At 71.9% G+C, this 17437-nt stretch carries 13 protein-coding genes; 6 read left to right on the forward strand and 7 right to left on the reverse strand.

Annotated features, from left to right (window positions below; all coding sequences use genetic code 11):
- Positions 1-359: 359 nt before the first annotated feature.
- Entirely contained in the window at positions 360-1637 is a 1278-nt protein-coding gene (serS, locus tag ACF1A5_RS29430; protein ID WP_392195918.1) for a serine--tRNA ligase, read from the forward strand.
- On the forward strand, positions 1634-2446 hold the full coding sequence (locus ACF1A5_RS29435) for an HAD family hydrolase (RefSeq protein ID WP_392195919.1): 813 nt from the start codon (positions 1634-1636) through the stop codon (positions 2444-2446). Before serS ends, ACF1A5_RS29435 begins: the two co-directional genes overlap by 4 nt.
- A gap of 191 nt (positions 2447-2637) precedes the next feature.
- Here the strand turns inward: ACF1A5_RS29435 and ACF1A5_RS29440 are convergent, their stop codons facing one another.
- The 4 genes from ACF1A5_RS29440 to ACF1A5_RS29455 are packed head-to-tail and all read right to left on the reverse strand — an operon-like array spanning position 2638 to position 6208.
- Complete coding sequence (locus tag ACF1A5_RS29440; RefSeq protein ID WP_356181252.1) at positions 2638-3357, reverse strand: ABC transporter permease; 720 nt, start codon at positions 3355-3357, stop codon at positions 2638-2640.
- Between the two features lie 10 nt (positions 3358-3367).
- Positions 3368-4279 carry an ABC transporter ATP-binding protein gene (locus ACF1A5_RS29445; RefSeq protein ID WP_356181255.1) on the reverse strand — a complete coding sequence of 304 codons (912 nt, stop codon included), beginning with the start codon at positions 4277-4279 and terminating at the stop codon, positions 3368-3370.
- Positions 4276-5199 carry an ABC transporter permease gene (locus ACF1A5_RS29450; RefSeq protein WP_392195920.1) on the reverse strand — a complete coding sequence of 308 codons (924 nt, stop codon included), beginning with the start codon at positions 5197-5199 and terminating at the stop codon, positions 4276-4278. Before ACF1A5_RS29450 ends, ACF1A5_RS29445 begins: the two co-directional genes overlap by 4 nt.
- On the reverse strand, positions 5189-6208 hold the full coding sequence (locus tag ACF1A5_RS29455) for an ABC transporter ATP-binding protein (RefSeq protein ID WP_392195969.1): 1020 nt from the start codon (positions 6206-6208) through the stop codon (positions 5189-5191). The genes ACF1A5_RS29450 and ACF1A5_RS29455 overlap by 11 nt, the downstream gene beginning before the upstream one ends.
- A gap of 277 nt (positions 6209-6485) precedes the next feature.
- On the opposite strand from ACF1A5_RS29455, the gene ACF1A5_RS29460 reads away from it, so the two are divergent.
- The 4 genes from ACF1A5_RS29460 to ACF1A5_RS29475 all read left to right on the forward strand — a co-directional run bounded on the left by ACF1A5_RS29460 (position 6486) and on the right by ACF1A5_RS29475 (position 11006).
- A complete protein-coding gene (locus ACF1A5_RS29460) occupies positions 6486-8240 on the forward strand; it encodes an SDR family oxidoreductase (RefSeq protein ID WP_392195921.1) in 1755 nt (584 codons plus the stop codon).
- A 160-nt stretch (positions 8241-8400) separates the two neighbouring features.
- Positions 8401-8949: an RNA 2'-phosphotransferase gene (locus ACF1A5_RS29465; RefSeq protein ID WP_392195922.1), complete on the forward strand. Its 549-nt coding sequence runs from the start codon at positions 8401-8403 to the stop codon at positions 8947-8949.
- Positions 8950-9020: 71 nt separating this feature from the next.
- Positions 9021-9923, forward strand: coding sequence for an LLM class flavin-dependent oxidoreductase (locus ACF1A5_RS29470; protein ID WP_392195923.1), 903 nt, complete (start codon positions 9021-9023; stop codon positions 9921-9923).
- 153 nt (positions 9924-10076) lie between these two features.
- Positions 10077-11006, forward strand: coding sequence for a Cof-type HAD-IIB family hydrolase (locus ACF1A5_RS29475; protein ID WP_392195924.1), 930 nt, complete (start codon positions 10077-10079; stop codon positions 11004-11006).
- Here ACF1A5_RS29475 and cydD read toward each other — a convergent pair.
- Genes cydD through ACF1A5_RS29490 form a run of 3 tightly spaced genes read right to left on the reverse strand, consistent with a single transcriptional unit; the run spans position 10975 to position 17198 of the window.
- The gene (gene cydD, locus ACF1A5_RS29480) at positions 10975-14604 is read right to left on the reverse strand and encodes a thiol reductant ABC exporter subunit CydD (protein ID WP_392195925.1); all 3630 of its coding nucleotides are present in this window, start codon (positions 14602-14604) and stop codon (positions 10975-10977) included. The genes ACF1A5_RS29475 and cydD overlap by 32 nt on opposite strands.
- A gap of 60 nt (positions 14605-14664) precedes the next feature.
- Entirely contained in the window at positions 14665-15669 is a 1005-nt protein-coding gene (gene cydB / locus ACF1A5_RS29485; protein ID WP_392195926.1) for a cytochrome d ubiquinol oxidase subunit II, read from the reverse strand.
- A gap of 20 nt (positions 15670-15689) precedes the next feature.
- Positions 15690-17198, reverse strand: coding sequence for a cytochrome ubiquinol oxidase subunit I (locus ACF1A5_RS29490; RefSeq protein ID WP_392195927.1), 1509 nt, complete (start codon positions 17196-17198; stop codon positions 15690-15692).
- Positions 17199-17437 lie beyond the last annotated feature (239 nt).

Consider the following 17437-nt stretch of genomic DNA (forward strand, 5'->3'; position numbering starts at 1 on the left):
TCCTTTGGTTCATCTTTTGGGGCGACCCTTTTCCACCCGAACGTGGGTGTTGAGGGGGTTTGCGCCGGGAATTCTTCACTCCGGCCCAGCCTTCCGGAGTGATCAATTCCGAAGTCCACAGATCTTTCGCACAGCCTGTGGATAACTTTCCCGGGCGGGGGATTCCTGTGGACAAGGGGGCAGTCAAATCCCCGTTCCCGCAAGGAAATCCAGTCAACACCACGCCCGCCGACTGCTCCGTCCCAGGGAGTGAGACACGCGTTATTGACACTGGGGGCAATTCCTCCATAACGGTGGGTAAGCCGCGGTTCGGAATACAGGGTCGTGAGCCGGAACGCGGCACCGGTAGCCTTGGCCGCGTGATTGACCTTCGCCTGCTCCGTGAGGACCCCGACCGTGTGCGCGCGTCGCAGCGCGCCCGTGGAGAGGATGTCGCGCTCGTCGACGCTCTCCTGTCTGCCGACGAGCGGCGCAGGTCGTCCGGCGTCCGCTTCGACGAACTGCGCGCCGAGCAGAAGGCGCTCGGCAAACTCATCCCCAAGGCCGCCGGGGACGAGAAGGCCGAGCTGCTGAAGAAGGCCGGCCAGCTCGCCGCCGACGTCAAGGCGGCCGACGCCGAGCGCGACGCGGCCGCCCACGAGACCCAGGAACTCCTCCAGAAGCTGAGCAACCTCGTGCACCCCGACGTACCGGTCGGCGGCGAGGAGGACTTCGTCACGCTGGAGACGCACGGCACGATCCGCGACTTCGCCGCCGAGGGCTTCGAGCCCAAGGACCACCTGGAGCTCGGTCAGCTCCTCGGCGCGATCGACGTCGAGCGCGCCGCCAAGGTGTCCGGCTCGCGCTTCTACTTCCTCACCGGCGTCGGCGCCCTGCTGGAGCTCGCCCTGGTGAACGCGGCGATCGCACAGGCCACGGCGGCCGGCTTCACGCCGATGCTGCCCCCGGCGCTGGTCCGCCCCCAGTCGATGGCCGGCACCGGCTTCCTCGGTCAGGCCGCCCAGGACGTCTACCACCTCGAGAAGGACGACCTCTACCTGGTCGGCACCTCCGAGGTGCCGCTCGCCGCGTACCACATGGACGAGATCATCGACGCGGACCGCCTGCCGCTGCGCTACGCGGGCTTCTCGCCCTGCTTCCGCCGCGAGGCCGGCTCGCACGGCAAGGACACTCGGGGCATCTTCCGCGTGCACCAGTTCGACAAGGTCGAGATGTTCACCTACGTCGACCCGGAGGAGTCGCAGGAGGAGCACCGGCGCCTGCTGGAGTGGGAGAAGCAGTGGCTGTCGTCGCTGGAGCTGCCGTTCCGGGTCATCGACGTCGCCTCCGGTGACCTCGGCGCCTCGGCCGCGCGCAAGTTCGACTGCGAGGCCTGGATCCCGACCCAGGGCAAGTACCGCGAGCTGACCTCCACCTCCGACTGCACCGAGTTCCAGTCCCGCCGCCTGCAGATCCGCGTCCGCGACGGCAAGACCGTCCGCCCGCTGGCCACGCTCAACGGCACGCTGTGCGCCGTCCCGCGGACGATCGTCGCGCTCCTGGAGAACCACCAGCAGGCCGACGGCTCCGTGTGGGTGCCGCCGGTGCTGCGCCCCTACCTCGGCGGCCGTGAGGTCCTGGAACCGGTGACCAGGTGAGCGCCGCCGCCGAGGCGTTCCCGTACAAGCTGATCGCGACCGACCTCGACGGGACGCTGCTGCGCACCGACGAGTCGGTCTCGTCACGCACGCGTGAGGCGCTCGCCGCGGTCACCGCGGTGGGCGCCGCGCACATCGTGGTGACCGGGCGGGCGGTCCCCTGGACCCGGCACATACTCGACGACCTCGGGTACCGGGGCCTCGCGGTCTGCGGCCAGGGCGCGCAGGTCTACCACGCCGGGGAGCACCGTCTGCTGACGTCGGTGACGCTGGACCGCCAGCTGGCGGCTGTGGCGGTGGCCAAGATCGAGGCCGAGGTCGGCGCGCTGTACCTGGCGGCGAGTCGTGACGGCCTGGACGGCGAGGTGCTGGTGGGGCCCGGGTACGCGGTCACCGGCGCGCTCCCGGCGACGCCGTTCACGGACGTCTCCGATCTGTGGTCGGCGCCGCTGAACAAGATCTACGTCCAGCACCCGACGCTGTCGGACGACGAGCTCGCCGAGGTGGCCCGGCAGACCGCGGGCGGCTTCGTCTCGGTCACCATGGCCGGGGAGGGCATCGTCGAACTCCTTCCGCTCGGCCTGTCGAAGGCCACCGGCCTGTCGCTGGCGGCCCGCCGGCTGGGCGCGAAGGCCGCCGACACCCTGGCCTTCGGCGACATGCCCAACGACATCCCCATGTTCGCCTGGGCGTCCCGGGGCGTGGCCATGGCCAACGCGCACGAGGAGCTGAAGGCGGTGGCCGACGAGGTGACGGCCTCCAACGAGGAGGACGGCATCGCGGTGGTGCTGGAGCGGCTGCTCGGGTAGCGCCCGCGTCGGGCAGCACGCCCGAGGGCGGCCCACGCGACGGCGCGTCGCGTGCTCGAAGCGGCCGCCCCGGGCGGTGCGCCGGTCGCGTCCCGGCGCCGTCCGCACCACCACTGTGCCCGGGCGCCGCCGCGTACGCCATCGAATATGGGCGGGTCGCCGGCCCCGCCGCGGACGGCGGGACCGGAGGGTCACTCCTCGCCGGCCAGGGTCAGCGAGCGCAGCTTCTGCCCGGCGAACCAAGTGGCCAGCACGGTCACCGCGACCAGCAGCACCGTCGCCGTCGTCAGTCCGACCTCGGAGGTCACGAGGTCTCCGCCGGCCACCTTGTGCGCCACCGCCAGCGACCACTGCTGGACGCTCAGCGTGCGCGCCCCGGGCACCAGGGAGCCGAACAGCGCCTCCCAGACCAGCGCGTAGACGAGGCCGAAGACCACCGCGTGCCGGGACACCGTGCCGAGCAGCAGGAAGAGGGCCGCGTAGGCGATCGAGGCGACCAGCGCGGCCACCGTGTAGGCCACCGCGATCTGCTGGCCGTTGCCGTTGAGGATCAGACCGGCGATCAGCGTCGGCACGGCGGAGAACACCATCGTCACCGCGATCGCCACGATCAACTTGGTGAAGATGATCGTCGGCCGCTTCAGCGGCTTGGACAGCAGGTACACCACCGAGCCGTCGTCGATCTCCGGGCCGATGGCGCCGGTGCCGGCGATGACGCCGATGAGCGGCACCATGGTGGCGAGGGCGAACCCGCCGAGGACGTTGACCGCGGTCTGGTCGTCGGCGCCGGCGAGGGCGCGGACCGCGACGGCGATCACGATCAGCAGCAGCGGCAGCGCGCCGAGGACGAGGGCGCGGCGCCGGCCGAGCAGGCCGCGGTAGGTGAGCCGGGCGACTGTGGGGTCGTACATCTTCGGCCTCCTACGCCGCGACCAGATACGAGAAGACGGACTCGAGGGACTCGTCGGACGGCGAGACCGTGAGCAGGCGGATGCCGTGGTCCCTGGCCACCCTCGGCAGCAGGGCCGTGAACCGGCCGAAGTCGACGGCCTGGATCCGCAGGGCGCCCTCGGCGAGGTCGACCTCGATGCCGGACGTGGAAGGGTCGGCGATCAGCGCGGCGGCCAGGGCGCGGTCGTCGCTGGAGCGGACCAGGTAGCGGTGCGGCCGGTCGGTCATCAGGCGGCGGATGCGGCGGAAGTCGCCGCTGGCCGCGTGGCGTCCGGCGACGACGACCTCGATGTGCCGGGCGAGCTGTTCGACCTCCTCCAGGATGTGCGAGGAGAACAGCACCGTGCGGCCCTCGTCGCCCATGCGCCGCAGCAGGTCCATCAGCTGCATCCGCTGGCGCGGGTCCATGCCGTTGAACGGCTCGTCGAGCAGCAGAAGCGAGGGATCGTGAACCAGTGCGGAGGCCATCTTCACGCGCTGCCGCATGCCCTTGGAGTACGTGGAGATCTTCCGGTCCTGCGCGTACTCCATCTCGACCGTGGCGAGGGCGCGCTGGGCGGCCTTCGCGCCGAGGCCGTGCAGTTCGGCGTTGGCGAGGACGAACTCGCGGCCGGTGAGGAAGTCGTACATCGCCTCACGCTCGGGGACGACGCCGATGTGCCGGTAGATCCGCTCGTTGCGCCACACCGGCTGCCCGTCGAGGGTGACGGAGCCGGTGGAGGGGGCGAGGAAGCCGCCCATCATGTTGATCAGGGTGGACTTGCCGGCGCCGTTGGGGCCGAGGAGGCCGGTGACGCCGGGGCCGATCGTCATGGTGACGTCGTTGACGGCGACCACGTTGCCGAACCAGCGGGAGACATGGTCGATGCTGAGGGTCGTCACAGTCCCACCTTCTTGTAGCGGCGCACGAGGAGGCCGTGGCACGCGGCGATGAGTCCCAGCACGGCGAGGACGTAGACGACGCCCTCCGCGTGGGAGGGGCCCGCGCCGGCCCCGCCGGGGAAGGACGAGGTCGCGCCCAGGAAGGCCGTCTGCACACCGTCGATGAGGGTCAACGGCGAGAAGAGGCCGATCCAGGCGATCGCCCCGGTGCTGCCCTGGGCGTCGGCGATGGCCTGCAGGGTGGAGACGGCGCCGTAGGAGATGGTCAGGACGGCGATCACGGCGGCGATGCCGAAGCCGCGGCGCGGGGTGACGGCGGCGACGACCAGGCCGATCCCGGCCAGGAGCAGGGAGAGCAGGGTCACGGAGACGAGTCCCTCGGCGAATCCCCTGGTCTGGTCGGCGAGGTCCATCTTGGCCAGCAGCGCGCCCACGTACAGCACGAGCAGCGGCGCGGCGGTCAGGACGAACAGCGCCGAGGCCAGGGCGGCGTACTTGGCGCGGACGTAGTCGGCGGTCTCGATGGGCCGCGAGAAGTACAGCGGCACGGTCTTGAAGCGCAGGTCGCGGGAGACCGACTGGGGTGCCTGCGAGGCGACGTACAGGCTGATGACGCCCTGCATGATGATGGCGTAGCGCGTGTAGTCGACGGGCAGGTCCTTCATCTTCGTGGCGACGGCGACGGCGACCATGATGGCCGCGGGCACGCACATCACCACGAACAGCAGCATCGGCAGCACCTTGGACTTCAGCGAGCGGCCGAGGCCGTAGGCGCCGCGCAGGGACTGCGAGTACAGCGAGCGGCGGGCGTAGGCGCGGCCGAGGCGGGGGCCGTCGTAGCCGCGGTAGCCGATGTCGTGGATGCGGGTCTGGTCTCCCGAGGGCGGGACGGGTGTCCGCGTGGGCTGCTCAACCGCCATGGCCGACCGCCTCCTTCCGCTCTGCGCCGTGCTGTGTGTCGTCGTCCCGGAAGACCTCGGAGATGTGGTGCCTGCGCTGTTCCATGCGCACCAGGCCGAGGCCGAGGTCCGCGATGACGTCCCGCACCACGTCGTAGGTCTCCTCGCCCTGGGCGGTGAGCAGCAGGACGTGGCCGGCGCCCGGCAGGCCGGTGCCGTCCTGGGTCGCCACCCCGCGCGCGTGGAGCGCGTCGCGCACCGCGCGGGTGCCGTCCGGGTGCTCGTCGGTGTCGGTGACCTCGACGGCGAGGGTGGTCGTGGTCTGGGTGAAGTCGTTGGTGGAGCTGGAGCGGAGCAGGGTGCCGCCGTCGATGACGACGACGTGGTCGCAGGTGCGCTCCAGCTCGCCCAGCAGGTGCGAGGTGACCAGGACCGAGATGCCGAAGTCGGTGTGGATGCGGCGGATCAGGCCGAGCATCTCGTCGCGGCCGACCGGGTCGAGGCCGTTGGTGGGCTCGTCGAGGAAGACCAGCCGCGGGTCGTGCACCAGGGCCTGGGCGAGCTTGACGCGCTGCTTCATGCCGGTGGAGTAGCCGCCGATGGGGCGGTAGCGCTCCTCGTAGAGGCCGACGTGGCGCAGCGTGTCCGCGGTGCGCTCGCGCGCGGCGGTGGGCGGGAGGCCGGACATGCGGGCCATGTGGACGACGAACTCGGTGGCCGAGACGTCGGGCGGCAGGCAATCGTGCTCCGGCATGTAGCCGACCCGTTCGCGGATGGCGGCGCCCTGGGTGGCGACGTCGAGGCCGAGCACCTCGGCACGGCCCTCGGTGGCGGGGGACAGACCCAGCAGGATCTTGATCAGGGTGGACTTGCCGGCCCCGTTGGCGCCGACGAGTCCGGTCACACCGGGCCCGACGTCCACGGAGAGCCGGTCGAGCGCGGTCACCCGGGGGAACCGCTTGCTCAGGCTTTCGGTCGCGATCACAGTCACGTCGTAGACGGTAGCGACGCGTGCCAGGGCCGTCGTCAGACCGCAGAGCAGTCTTGGTGTCAGCCTCCAGTCGTACGGGGCCGTGGGGGTCCCCCTGAGGTCTCAGCCGGGCCGGCCGTTCTGCCTGGTTCCTCCCACCCCCTTCCCCGGGTCTTCCCCCGGTCTTCCCCTGCCCTTTCCCGCTATTGACGATTGGTCTAACAACTGCCACAGTCACCAGATCACGTAACGGACACATACTGCGGCCGAAGGGCTGGGTGGGTCGGTGGACGGTGGAAGGCGGGCGCGGGGCAGTGCCCCGGGCAACGGGGCGCGCGTGCCCTCACTCAGGGGGGCGCGGGAGCGCCGGGTCCCGACCGGCGGGGTCGAGCTGTGCGTGGCCGAGCTGGGCGACCCGGCGCGGCCGACGGTCGTCCTGGTGCACGGCTACCCGGACAGCAAGGAGGTCTGGTCGGAGGTGGCCGGGCGGCTCGCCGACCGCTTCCACGTCGTGCTGTACGACGTACGGGGCCACGGTGGCTCCACGGCGCCCAGGCCGCTGCGCGGCGGCTTCACCCTGGAGAAGCTCACCGACGACTTCCTGGCCGTGATCGACGCGGTCAGCCCCGGCCGGCCGGTGCACCTGGTGGGCCACGACTGGGGCTCGGTGCAGTCCTGGGAGTTCGTCACCGTCGGACGCACCAAGGGCCGGATCGCCTCCTTCACCTCGATGTCCGGGCCCTCGCTCGATCACTTCGGCCTCTGGATCGACCGGCGGCTCAAGCGGCCCACCCCGCGCCGGGTCGGACAGCTCCTCGGCCAGGGCGCCCGGTCCTGGTACGTGTACCTGCTGCACACGCCGGTGCTGCCGGAGCTGGCCTGGCGCGGCCCGCTCGGCAGGCGGTGGCCGGGGATCCTCAGGCGCGTGGAGAAGGTGCCCGGCGGGGACTACCCGACCGCATCGCTGCCGTCGGACGCGGCGCACGGCGCCTGGCTGTACCGGGACAACGTCCGGGCCCGGCTGCGCAGGCCGCGCCCGGACGCCTACGCCCACGTGCCCGTGCAGCTCGTCACGCCCGAGGGGGACGCGTTCCTGTCGGAGCGGCTGTACGACGAGCTGGAGTGGGCGCCGGAGCTGGTGCGCCGGACGCTGCCCGCCGGGCACTGGATCCCCCGCACCCGGCCGGACCAGGTGGCGGCCTGGATCTCGGAGTTCGTGACGGCCACCGAGGGCGGGCGTCCCCTACCGGCGGCGACCAGGAAGTACGCCGACCGATTCGGCGGACAGCTCGTGCTGGTCACCGGGGCGGGCAGCGGCATCGGGCGGGCCACGGCGCTCGCCTTCGCCGAGGCCGGGGCCCGGGTGGTCGCCGTCGACCGGGACGCGGAGGCCGCCGCCCGCACCGCCGAGCTGTCCCGGCTGCACGGCGCGCCGGCCGCCTGGGCGGAGACGGTGGACGTCTCCGACGAACCGGCGATGGAGAAGCTCGCCGCGAAGGTCACCGACGCGTACGGCGTGGTGGACGTGCTGGTCAACAACGCCGGCATCGGACTGGCCGGCTCCTTCCTCGACACCACGCCGGAGGACTGGCGGAAGGTCCTCGACGTCAATCTGTGGGGCGTGATCCACGGCTGCCGCCTCTTCGGGCGGCAGATGGCCGAGCGCGGGCAGGGCGGCCACATCGTCAACACCGCGTCCGCGGCGGCCTACCAGCCCTCCCGGGCGCTGCCCGCCTACAGCACCTCCAAGGCGGCGGTGCTGATGCTCAGCGAGTGCCTGCGCGCCGAGCTGGCCGGGCGGGACATCGGCGTCACCGCGGTCTGTCCCGGCTTCGTCAACACCGCCATCACGTCGACGGCGCGCTTCGCGGGAGTCGGCGCCGAGGAGGAGCGGCGCCGGCAGAAGCGCGCGGCCCGCCTGTACGGTCTGCGGAACTACCCGCCGGAGAAGGTCGCCGACGCGATCCTGCGCGCGGTCGCCCGCAACGAGGCGGTGGTCCCGGTGACGCCGGAGGCGCGGGTGCTGCGCGCGATGTCCCGGTTCACACCGGGTGCGCTGCGCAGACTCGCGCGGGCCGAGCCGCCGCTGTGAGCGGGAGTCGCACCAGTCGATCTTGCCAAACCCCTGAGCGGGTGGGCGGTTGTCCACAGAATCGCGGCTCAGCCTGTGGATAACCCCGCCTGCTTGTGGATCAAACCTCCGCCGGAAAATTCGGCTGCGTGATCCGCGTCTCCCCCGGCAGGCTGGGGAGATGGACGAAAGACGCACCGTCACGGTGTCGAAGTACCTGTCGAAACACCTCCGCCACCAGCCCGAGCGGATCGGGCTGGTGCCGGACGCGGCCGGCTGGGTGGAGATCGACGTGCTGATCGCGGCGGCCGGCGCACACGGTTTCCGCTTCACGCGCGAGGAACTGGACCACGTGGTCGCCGTCAACGACAAGCGGCGCTTCGCGATCGAGGGCACCCGGATCCGCGCCAGCCAGGGCCACAGCATCGAGGTCGCCCTCGGGCTGCCGCCCGCGACCCCGCCTGCGTTCCTCTTCCACGGGACCGTGGCCCGCCACCTGGACGCGATCCGCACCGAGGGGCTCCGCCCCATGAACCGCCACGACGTGCACCTCTCACCCGACCGCGAGACCGCGACCCGCGTGGGCGCCCGCCGGGGCCGCCCGGTCGTCCTCTCCGTCGACGCGGCCGCGATGCACCGCGACGGCCATGTCTTCCACGTCAGCGCGAACGGGGTGTGGCTGACGCAGGCGGTGCCTCCGCGGTACCTGCGCTTCCCAGGGAGCCGGTAGAGGTCCTGGCGGGTCGGACGCGGGCGCTCGCCGTTTCACGTGAAACCGCGGCGGCGCATAGGCTCGGGGCCATGAGTCTGCGCCTGAGCACCGTGATCCTCCCGTACCGCCGCTGGCACGAGGGAGGCCGCGCGGCATGGACGCGCGCCGAGGAGCTGGGCTTCCACACCGCCTACACCTACGACCACCTGTCGTGGCGCAGCTTCCGGGACGGCCCCTGGTTCGGTGCCGTGCCGACGCTGACCGCCGCGGCGGCCGCGACCGAGCGACTGCGCCTGGGCACTCTGGTGACCTCGCCGAACTTCCGGCACCCGGTCACCCTCGCCAAGGAGCTCATCTCCCTCGACGACATCTCCGGCGGCCGCATCACGCTCGGTATCGGTGCGGGCGGCACCGGCTTCGACGCCACCGCGCTCGGCCAGGAGCCCTGGACCCCGCGGGAGCGGGCCGACCGGCTCGCCGAGTTCGTTCCGCTGCTCGACCGGCTGCTGACCGAGGACGCCGTGTCGTACAAGGGCGATTTCTACTCGGCGCACGAGGCACGCAACATCCCCGGCTGTGTGCAGCGGCCCCGGCTGCCGTTCGCGGTGGCGGCCACCGGTCCGCGAGGGCTGCGGCTCGCCGCGCGTCACGGGCAGGCGTGGGTGACCACCGGCGACCCGAGGCTCTACGAGAACGGCACCCCGGAGCAGTCGCTCCAGGCGCTGCGCGACCAGAGCGACAAGCTGACCGCCGCCTGCGACGCGATCGGGCGGGACGTCTCCGAGCTGGACCGGATCCTGCTCACCGGGTTCACCCCGGACCGAAGCCGTCCGCTGGAGTCCCTCGACGCGTTCGTGGACTTCGCCGGACGCCACAAGGAACTGGGGTTCACCGAGATCGTGGTCCACTGGCCGATCCCCGACTCGGACTTCGCGGCCGACGAGAAGGTCTTCGAGCAGATCGCCCGGGAGGCACCGGCCCAGCTCGGATGACGTCTGGGGGTGACTCCTCTGGAGGGGGCGCCGGGGGCGGGTCCCACGCGGTGGACCCCGGGGGACTCCGTGAGGCGGGCTCTGCGGGGCGGCTCCTCAGATGTGCGGAGGTCCTCATCACATGTGCGCGGTCCCGCCCGACGGGGCGGGCATGTGCGGGACAATGGCGGGGTGACCTCAGCGACTCGACAGCCCGCCGTCCCGGCCGCCTCACCCATGCTCTCGACCTCGCGCGAGCGGGGCGGTGCCCCCGCCGGCCCACCGCGGCTGATCGCCACCGACCTCGACGGGACGCTGCTGCGCGACGACAAGTCGGTCTCCCCCCGCACGGTCGCCGCCCTCGCCGCCGCCGAGGAGGCGGGCGTCGAGGTCTTCTTCGTCACCGGCCGCCCGGCCCGCTGGATGGACGTCGTCAGCGACCATGTGCACGGCCACGGCCTGGCCATCTGCGGCAACGGCGCCGCCGTGGTCGACCTGCACGGCGGCCCCGGCGCCCACCGCTTCGTCAAGGTGCGGGACCTGGCCCGGGAGAACGCGCTGGACGCCGTGGGACTGCTGCGGGACGCGGCGCCGGGCACGGTGTACGCGGTCGAGCAGACCTACGGCTTCTACCAGGAGCCGGCCTATCCGAAGCTGCACATGGAGGTGCCGGACACGCGCGCGCCGGCCGAGGAGTTGCTGGCCGTGGACGGGGCCGGCACCGACCAGCCGATCCTGAAGGTCCTCGCCTACCACCCCGAGCTGGACCCCGACGCCTTCCTCACCCTCGCCCGCCTCGCCGTCGGCGAGCGCGCCACCATCACCCGGTCCAGCCCCAGCGCCCTGCTGGAGATCAGCGGCCCGGGCGTCTCCAAGGCCAGCACGCTCGCCCTGTGCTGCGCCGAGCGCGGCATCTCGCACGAGCAGGTCGTCGCCTTCGGCGACATGCCCAACGACGTGGAGATGCTGACCTGGGCCGGCCGCTCCTACGCCATGGGCAACGCCCACCCGGCCGTGATCGCCGCGGCCTCCGGGCGGACGGTCGCCAACAACGAGGACGGGGTAGCGGTCGTCATCGAGCAGCTGCTCGCGGAACGGCTGTGACGGGCGGCGCCCCGCCGGGCCTGGACGCGTCCTGGGGCGCCGCCCTCAGAAGCTCCGCCTCCGCCTCCCGCGCCACCATCCGCCGCAGCGGCCCCGGCAGGGCGGCCAGCTCCGCGTAGGGGCCCCGCTGCACCACACGCCCCCCGTCGAGGACGATCACCTCGTCGACGCTCTCCAGCCCGGCCAGCCGGTGCGTGATGAGCAGCGTCGTACGGCCCTCGGTGGCGGCCAGCAGATCGGCGGTGAGGGCGTCGGCCGTCGGCAGGTCCAGGTGTTCGGCGGGCTCGTCGAGCACGAGGACCGGGAAGTCGGCGAGCAGTGCGCGGGCCAGCGCCAGCCGCTGCCGCTGCCCGCCGGACAGCCGCGCGCCGTGCTCGCCGACGAGCGTGTCGAGGCCGTCGGGCAGGCTGTCCACCCAGTCGAGGAGCCGGGCCCGCGCGAGCGCGTCCCGCACCTCTGCCTCGGTGGCGCCCTTCCTCGCCAGCAGCAGGTTCTCCCGTACGGAGCTGTCGAAGAGGTGCGCGTCCTGGGCGCACAGCCCGACGCACCGCCGTACGTCGTCGCCGTCCAGGGCGTACGCGTCGATCCCGCCCAGTGTGTACGCACCCGCCCGCGCGTCCAGGAACCGCAGCAGCACCTGGGCCAGCGTGGTCTTGCCCGACCCGGACGGCCCGACGACCGCGATCCTGCGCCCCCGGTCCAGCGTCAGGTCGAGGCCACTCAGGGCGTCCCTTTCCTGGCCCGCGTGACGGGCGGTGAGGCCCGTAACGACGAGCGGGAGGGGAGAGGCGGGCGCGCGCCCCGGCCGTTCCGGTTCACGGACGGGCTCGGGGGCGTCCAGGACCTCGTACACCCGCTCCGCGCTGCGGCGCACCCGCTGCCGGTACTGCGCGGCGAGCGGCATTCCGAGCACGGCCTCGAAGGCGGCCTGCGGGGTGAGCACGACGACGGCCATGGCCACCCCGGCCAGGCGCCCGTCCGCGACCCCGCGGGCGCCGGCGAGGCCCGCCGCCGCGACCGTCAGGCCCGAGATCAGCGCGGTGAGGCCGTCGCCCAGCGCGGTGGCGGTGGCGGCGCGCGAGGCGATCCGGGTGAGCACCGTGTCGGCCCGCCGCGCCTCGGCGGTACGGGCGGGCAGGGCACCGGCGACCGTGAGTTCGGCGGTCCCGGTGAGCAGCTCGGTCACCCGGGTCGCGAGCACCCCGCGGGCGGGGGCGAGCCGGTGCTCGGCCCGCCGGGCCACCGCACCGGTGACCAGCGGGACGCCGGCCCCGGCGGCCAGCAGCCCGGCCGCCAGCACCGCCCCGGCCTCCGGCAGCAGCCAGGCCGTGAACGCCACGGAGGCGGCCGAGACCAGCACGGCGGCGCCGGCCGGCAGCAGCCAGCGCAGCCAGTAGTCCTGGAGCGCGTCCACGTCGGCGACGAGCCGGGACAGCAGATCGCCCCGGCGGGTCCGGCGCAGTCCGGCGGGCGCCAGCCGCTCCAGCCGCCGGTAGACCGCCACCCGGGTGTCGGCCAGCATCCGCAGCACCGCGTCGTGCGACACCAGGCGCTCCGCGTACCGGAAGACCGCACGTCCGATGCCGAAGGCGCGGGTCGCTGTCACCGCCACCATCAGGTACAGCACGGGGGGCTGCTGCGAGGCCCGCGAGATGAGCCACCCCGAGGTGGCCATGAGACCGACGGCACTGGCGAGCGCGAGGCTGCCCAGCAGGAGGGCGAGAGCGAGCCGGCTGCGCCGGGGGCCGGACAGGGCCCGGACGCGTGCGAGGACGCCACCGGAGACCGCCACGGCACCGCTCTCCGGCTCGACCGGCACGGAGGGGGCGACGGACTCGCCTGCGCTCTCCGCCACGGTCTCCACCGCATTTGTTGCCGCGACCATGCGGGCCCCGGAGGCGTTCGCGGCCCGCCGGGCACCCTCGGCTCCCGCACCCTCGGCCCTTGCGCCCTGGGCCCCGGCGCTCTCGGCCTCCCGGAGCCGCACCACGCGGTCCGCCACCCCCAGCAGCGCCGGTCGGTGCACCACCAGCAGCACCGTCCGCCCGACGGACAGCCGCCGTACCGCGTCGACGACTTCGGCCTCGGCCGCCCCGTCCAGCGCGGCCGTGGGCTCGTCCAGCAGCAGGACCGGCCGGTCAGCAAGGAAGGCCCGGGCCAGCGCCAGCCGCTGCCGCTGCCCGGCGGACAGCCCGGCCCCGTCCTCGCCCAGCACGGTGTCCGCTCCGTCGGGCAGCGCGTCGACGAACTCCAGCGCACCGGCGTCCGCCATCGCCCGCCGTACCGCCGTGTCGTCCGCGTCGGGCCGCGCGAGCCGCACGTTCTCGGCGATGGTGCCGGCGTACAGGTGCGGACGCTGCGGCACCCAGGCGACACGGGACCGCCACTGGTCCGGATCGAGATCCGCCAGATCGGCTCCGCCGATCCGCACCCGCCCCCCGGTGGGCCGGACGAACCTCAGCAGGACGTTCAGCAGCGTCGACTTGCCCACCCCGCTCGGCCCGACCAGGGCCACCGTCTCTCCGGATTCCACGGTGAAGGACACATCGCTCACGGCGTCGGCGGACCGGCCGGGATAGCGGACGCTCACGCCCTCGAAGACCACCGCCCCCACCGGGACGGCCCCCCGCCCGGACTCCGGCACCGGCGTCTCGAGCAGGGCGAAGATCTCCTCGGCCGCCGCCAGTCCCTCCGCCGCCGCGTGGTACTGCGTCCCGACCTGACGCAGCGGCAGGTACGCCTCGGGCGCCAGCACGAGGACGACCAGGCCGTCGTACAGGGCCAGATCGCCGTCGACCAGCCGCATACCGATGGTGACGGCGACCAGGGCCACGGACAGGGTCGCGAGCAGCTCCAGCGCGAACGAGGAGAGGAAGGCGATCCGCAGGGTCCGCATCGTGGCCCGCCGGTACTCGCCGGTGATGCGCCGGATGGACTCCGCCTGCGCCTTGGCCCGGCCGAACACCTTCAGGGTCGGCAGCCCGGCGACGACGTCGAGGAAGTGTCCGGACAGCCGGGACAGCAGCATCCACTGCCGGTCCATCCGCGACTGCGTCGCCCAGCCGATCAGCATCATGAAGACGGGGATGAGGGGCAGGGTGCAGACGATGATGGCCGCCGAGACCCAGTCCTCGGTGACGATCCGCGCCAGCACTGCCACCGGGACGACCACCGCGAGCCCCAACTGGGGGAGATAACGCGAGAAGTAGTCGTCCAGGGCGTCGACGCCCCGGGTGGCCAGGGCGACCAGCGAGCCGGTCCGCTGCCCGCCCGGCCGGACGGGACCGAGCGCCGCGGCCCGCTCCAGCAGCCGCCCGCGCAGCTCGGACTTCACCGCGGCGCTCGCCCGGTGCGCGGCCAGCTCGGTGAGCCAGGAGACCAGCGCGCGGCCGCAGGCGACGGCCACCAACAACAGCAGGGGAGTGCGGAGTTCGGCGACCGCCATCCGATGCTGGAAGGCGCCCACCACCAGCTCGGCGAGCAGCATCGCCTGCGCGATGACCAGCCCCGCGCCGACGGCACCCAGGCCGATGACCGCCACGAGGAAGAAACGGGTGGCGCGGGCGTGACGGAGGAGGCGCGGATCGATCGGTTTCACGGGAGACAAGCCCTTCGGCCCAGAGGGGTGCGTTTCACGTGAAACACACCCCGTTCGGACTCAGTGCGCGGCTTCGGCGATGTGCTGCGTGCCGATCCGCTTGCGGAAGACCCAGTAGGTCCACCCCTGATAGAGCAGGACGATCGGGGTCGCGATTCCCGCACACCAGGTCATGATCTTCAGGGTGTACGGGCTGGACGAGGCGTTGGTGACCGTCAGGCTCCACTGCTCGTTCAGCGAGGACGGCATGACGTCCGGGAAGAGGGACAGGAAGAGCATCGCCACCGCGGCCACGATCGTGACGCCCGACAGGGCGAAGGACCATCCCTCGCGTCCCGCCTGGTTCGCCACCAGCGCGGCCCCCAGGGCGAGCACCGCCACGACCAGCGCCACCAGGCTCCGGCCGTTGCCCGTGTCGGCCTGTGTCCACAGCAGGAAGGCCAACGCCGCGACCGCCGTCACCAGGCCCACCCACAGTGCCAGCCTCCGCGCCCGCTCCCGGATGTCGCCGACGGTCTTCAGCGCGGTGAACACCGCGCCGTGGAAGGTGAACAGGGTCAGGGTGACCAGCCCGCCGAGCAGCGCGTACGGGTTGAGCAGGTCCCAGACGTTCCCGACGTACTCCAGGTTCCGGTCGATCTTCACGCCCCGCACGATGTTGCCGAAGGCCACGCCCCACAGGAAGGCGGGGATCAGTGAGCTCCAGAAGATCGCGGTCTCCCAGTTGCGCTGCCACTGCTCCTCGGACCGCTTGGCCCGGTACTCGAAGGCGACGCCCCGCACGATCAGGGAGACCAGAATGGCCAGCAAGGGCAGGTAGAAGCCGGAGAAGAGCGTGGCGTACCACTCGGGGAAGGCCGCGAAGGTGGCGCCACCCGCGGTGAGCAGCCAGACCTCGTTGCCGTCCCAGACGGGACCGATGGTGTTGATCAGGACCCGCCGCTCCGGCCGGTCGCGGGCCAGCAGCCTGGTGAGGATGCCGACCCCGAAGTCGAAGCCCTCCAGGAAGAAGTAGCCGGTCCACAGGACGGCGATGAGGACGAACCAGACGTCGTGCAGTTCCATGACTGTGCAGCTCCCTCGGCCTAGTAGGAGAAGGCCATCGGCTTGTCGGCGTCACGGGAGTCGCCGCCGATCTTCGTGGGCGGGTGGAGATCGGCCTCGGTCAGCTCGGGCGGGCCGGCCTTGACGTACTTCACGAGCAGCTTCACCTCGATGACGGCGAGGACGGCGTAGAGCAGCGTGAAGACGGTCATCGAGGTGAGGACCTCGGCCTGGGAGACACCGGGGGAGACCGCGTGCCGGGTCTGCAGGACGCCGTAGACGACCCAGGGCTGGCGGCCCATCTCGGTGAAGATCCAGCCCCAGGAGTTGGCGATCAGCGGGAAGCCAAGGGTCCAGATCGCGATGCGCCAGTACCAGGTGGTGAGCTTCGGACTGAGTGCGTTGTTCCGGAACAGCACCAGGTGCGGGACCTCGTCCTCGGCCACCCGCAGGTGCCGCGGCAGCATGAACTTCTTGCGGGTCAGCCACAGACCGGCCAGACCGATGGCGAAGGACGCCATGCCGAAGCCGATCATCCAGCGGAAGCCCCAGAAGGTGACCGGGATGTTGGGCCGGTAGTCACCGGGCCCGAACTTCTGCTGCTCGGCCTTGTTGACGTCGTTGATGCCCGGCACATAGGAGGTGAAGTCGTCGTTGGCCAGGAAGGACAGCACGCCCGGAATCTCGATGGCCACGCTGTTGTGGCCCTTCTCCACGTCGCCGTAGGCGAAGATCGAGAACGGGGCGGAGTCCTGACCGTCCCACAGCGCCTCGGCCGCCGCCATCTTCATCGGCTGCTGCTTGAACATGACCTTGCCGAGGACGTCGCCGCTGACCGCGGTGAGCAGGCCGGCGATGACGACGGTGACCAGACCGAGCCGCAGCGAGGTCTTCATCTCGCGGACGTGCTTCTTGCGGGCGAGGTGATAGGCGGCGATGCCGACCATGAACGCCCCGCCGGTCAGGAAGGCCGCGGAGAGCGTGTGGAAGGCCTGGCTGAGTGCGGTGTTCTGGGTCAGCACCGCCCAGAAGTCGGTGAGCTCGGCGCGCCCCTTGGCCTGGTTGATGCGGTAGCCGACGGGGTGCTGCATCCAGGAATTCGCCGCGAGGATGAAGTAGGCCGACAGGATCGTGCCGATCGCCACCATCCAGATGCAGGCCAGATGGATCTTCTTGGGCAGCCTGTCCCAGCCGAAGATCCACAGCCCGATGAAGGTGGACTCGAAGAAGAACGCGATCAGGGCCTCGAAGGCCAGCGGGGCACCGAAGATGTCGCCGACGAAGCGGGAGTAGTCCGACCAGTTCATGCCGAACTGGAACTCCTGCACGATGCCGGTGACCACACCCATGGCGATGTTGATCAGAAAGAGCTTGCCCCAGAACTTGGTGGCCCTGAGGTACTTCTCGTTCTCCGTGCGCACCCAGGCCGTCTGCAACCCGGCCGTCAGAGCGGCCAGCGAGATCGTCAGGGGGACGAACAGGAAGTGGTAGACGGTGGTGATGCCGAACTGCCAGCGCGCCAGTGTCTCCGGCGCCAGAGCCAGGTCCACGTCGTCACTCTCCTTACCTCGCGGCGATCACGGCGACCGCGCCCCTGGATGTAACGCACAGCACGGAGCAATCGGGACGCGCTTGTGAACGCGTTCACATTCACAAGCAATTATGACGCATACCCGTTCGGCGTCCGAGGGGTGGGGGTCCCCTCCGGCGCCCGGAACACGGAACCGCCCCCGGACCGGGTCCGGGGGCGGCACGCCAGAGGGGCGAAAGAGGAACGACAACGGCAGGA

The sequence above is a fragment of the Streptomyces sp. NPDC014864 genome, assembly GCF_043081525.1.
In the GTDB taxonomy this organism is placed as follows: Bacteria; Actinomycetota; Actinomycetes; order Streptomycetales; family Streptomycetaceae; genus Streptomyces.

What these genes read in the sequence shown, in the direction of transcription:
- ACF1A5_RS29470 (WP_392195923.1), top strand. Translation starts at nt 9,021, where the DNA reads ATGAGTCTGCGCCTGAGCACCGTGATCCTCCCGTACCGCCGCTGGCAC.
- ACF1A5_RS29440 (WP_356181252.1), bottom strand. Translation starts at nt 3,357, where the DNA reads ATGTACGACCCCACAGTCGCCCGGCTCACCTACCGCGGCCTGCTCGGC.
- ACF1A5_RS29450 (WP_392195920.1), bottom strand. Translation starts at nt 5,199, where the DNA reads ATGGCGGTTGAGCAGCCCACGCGGACACCCGTCCCGCCCTCGGGAGAC.
- cydB (WP_392195926.1), bottom strand. Translation starts at nt 15,669, where the DNA reads ATGGAACTGCACGACGTCTGGTTCGTCCTCATCGCCGTCCTGTGGACC.
- ACF1A5_RS29465 (WP_392195922.1), top strand. Translation starts at nt 8,401, where the DNA reads ATGGACGAAAGACGCACCGTCACGGTGTCGAAGTACCTGTCGAAACAC.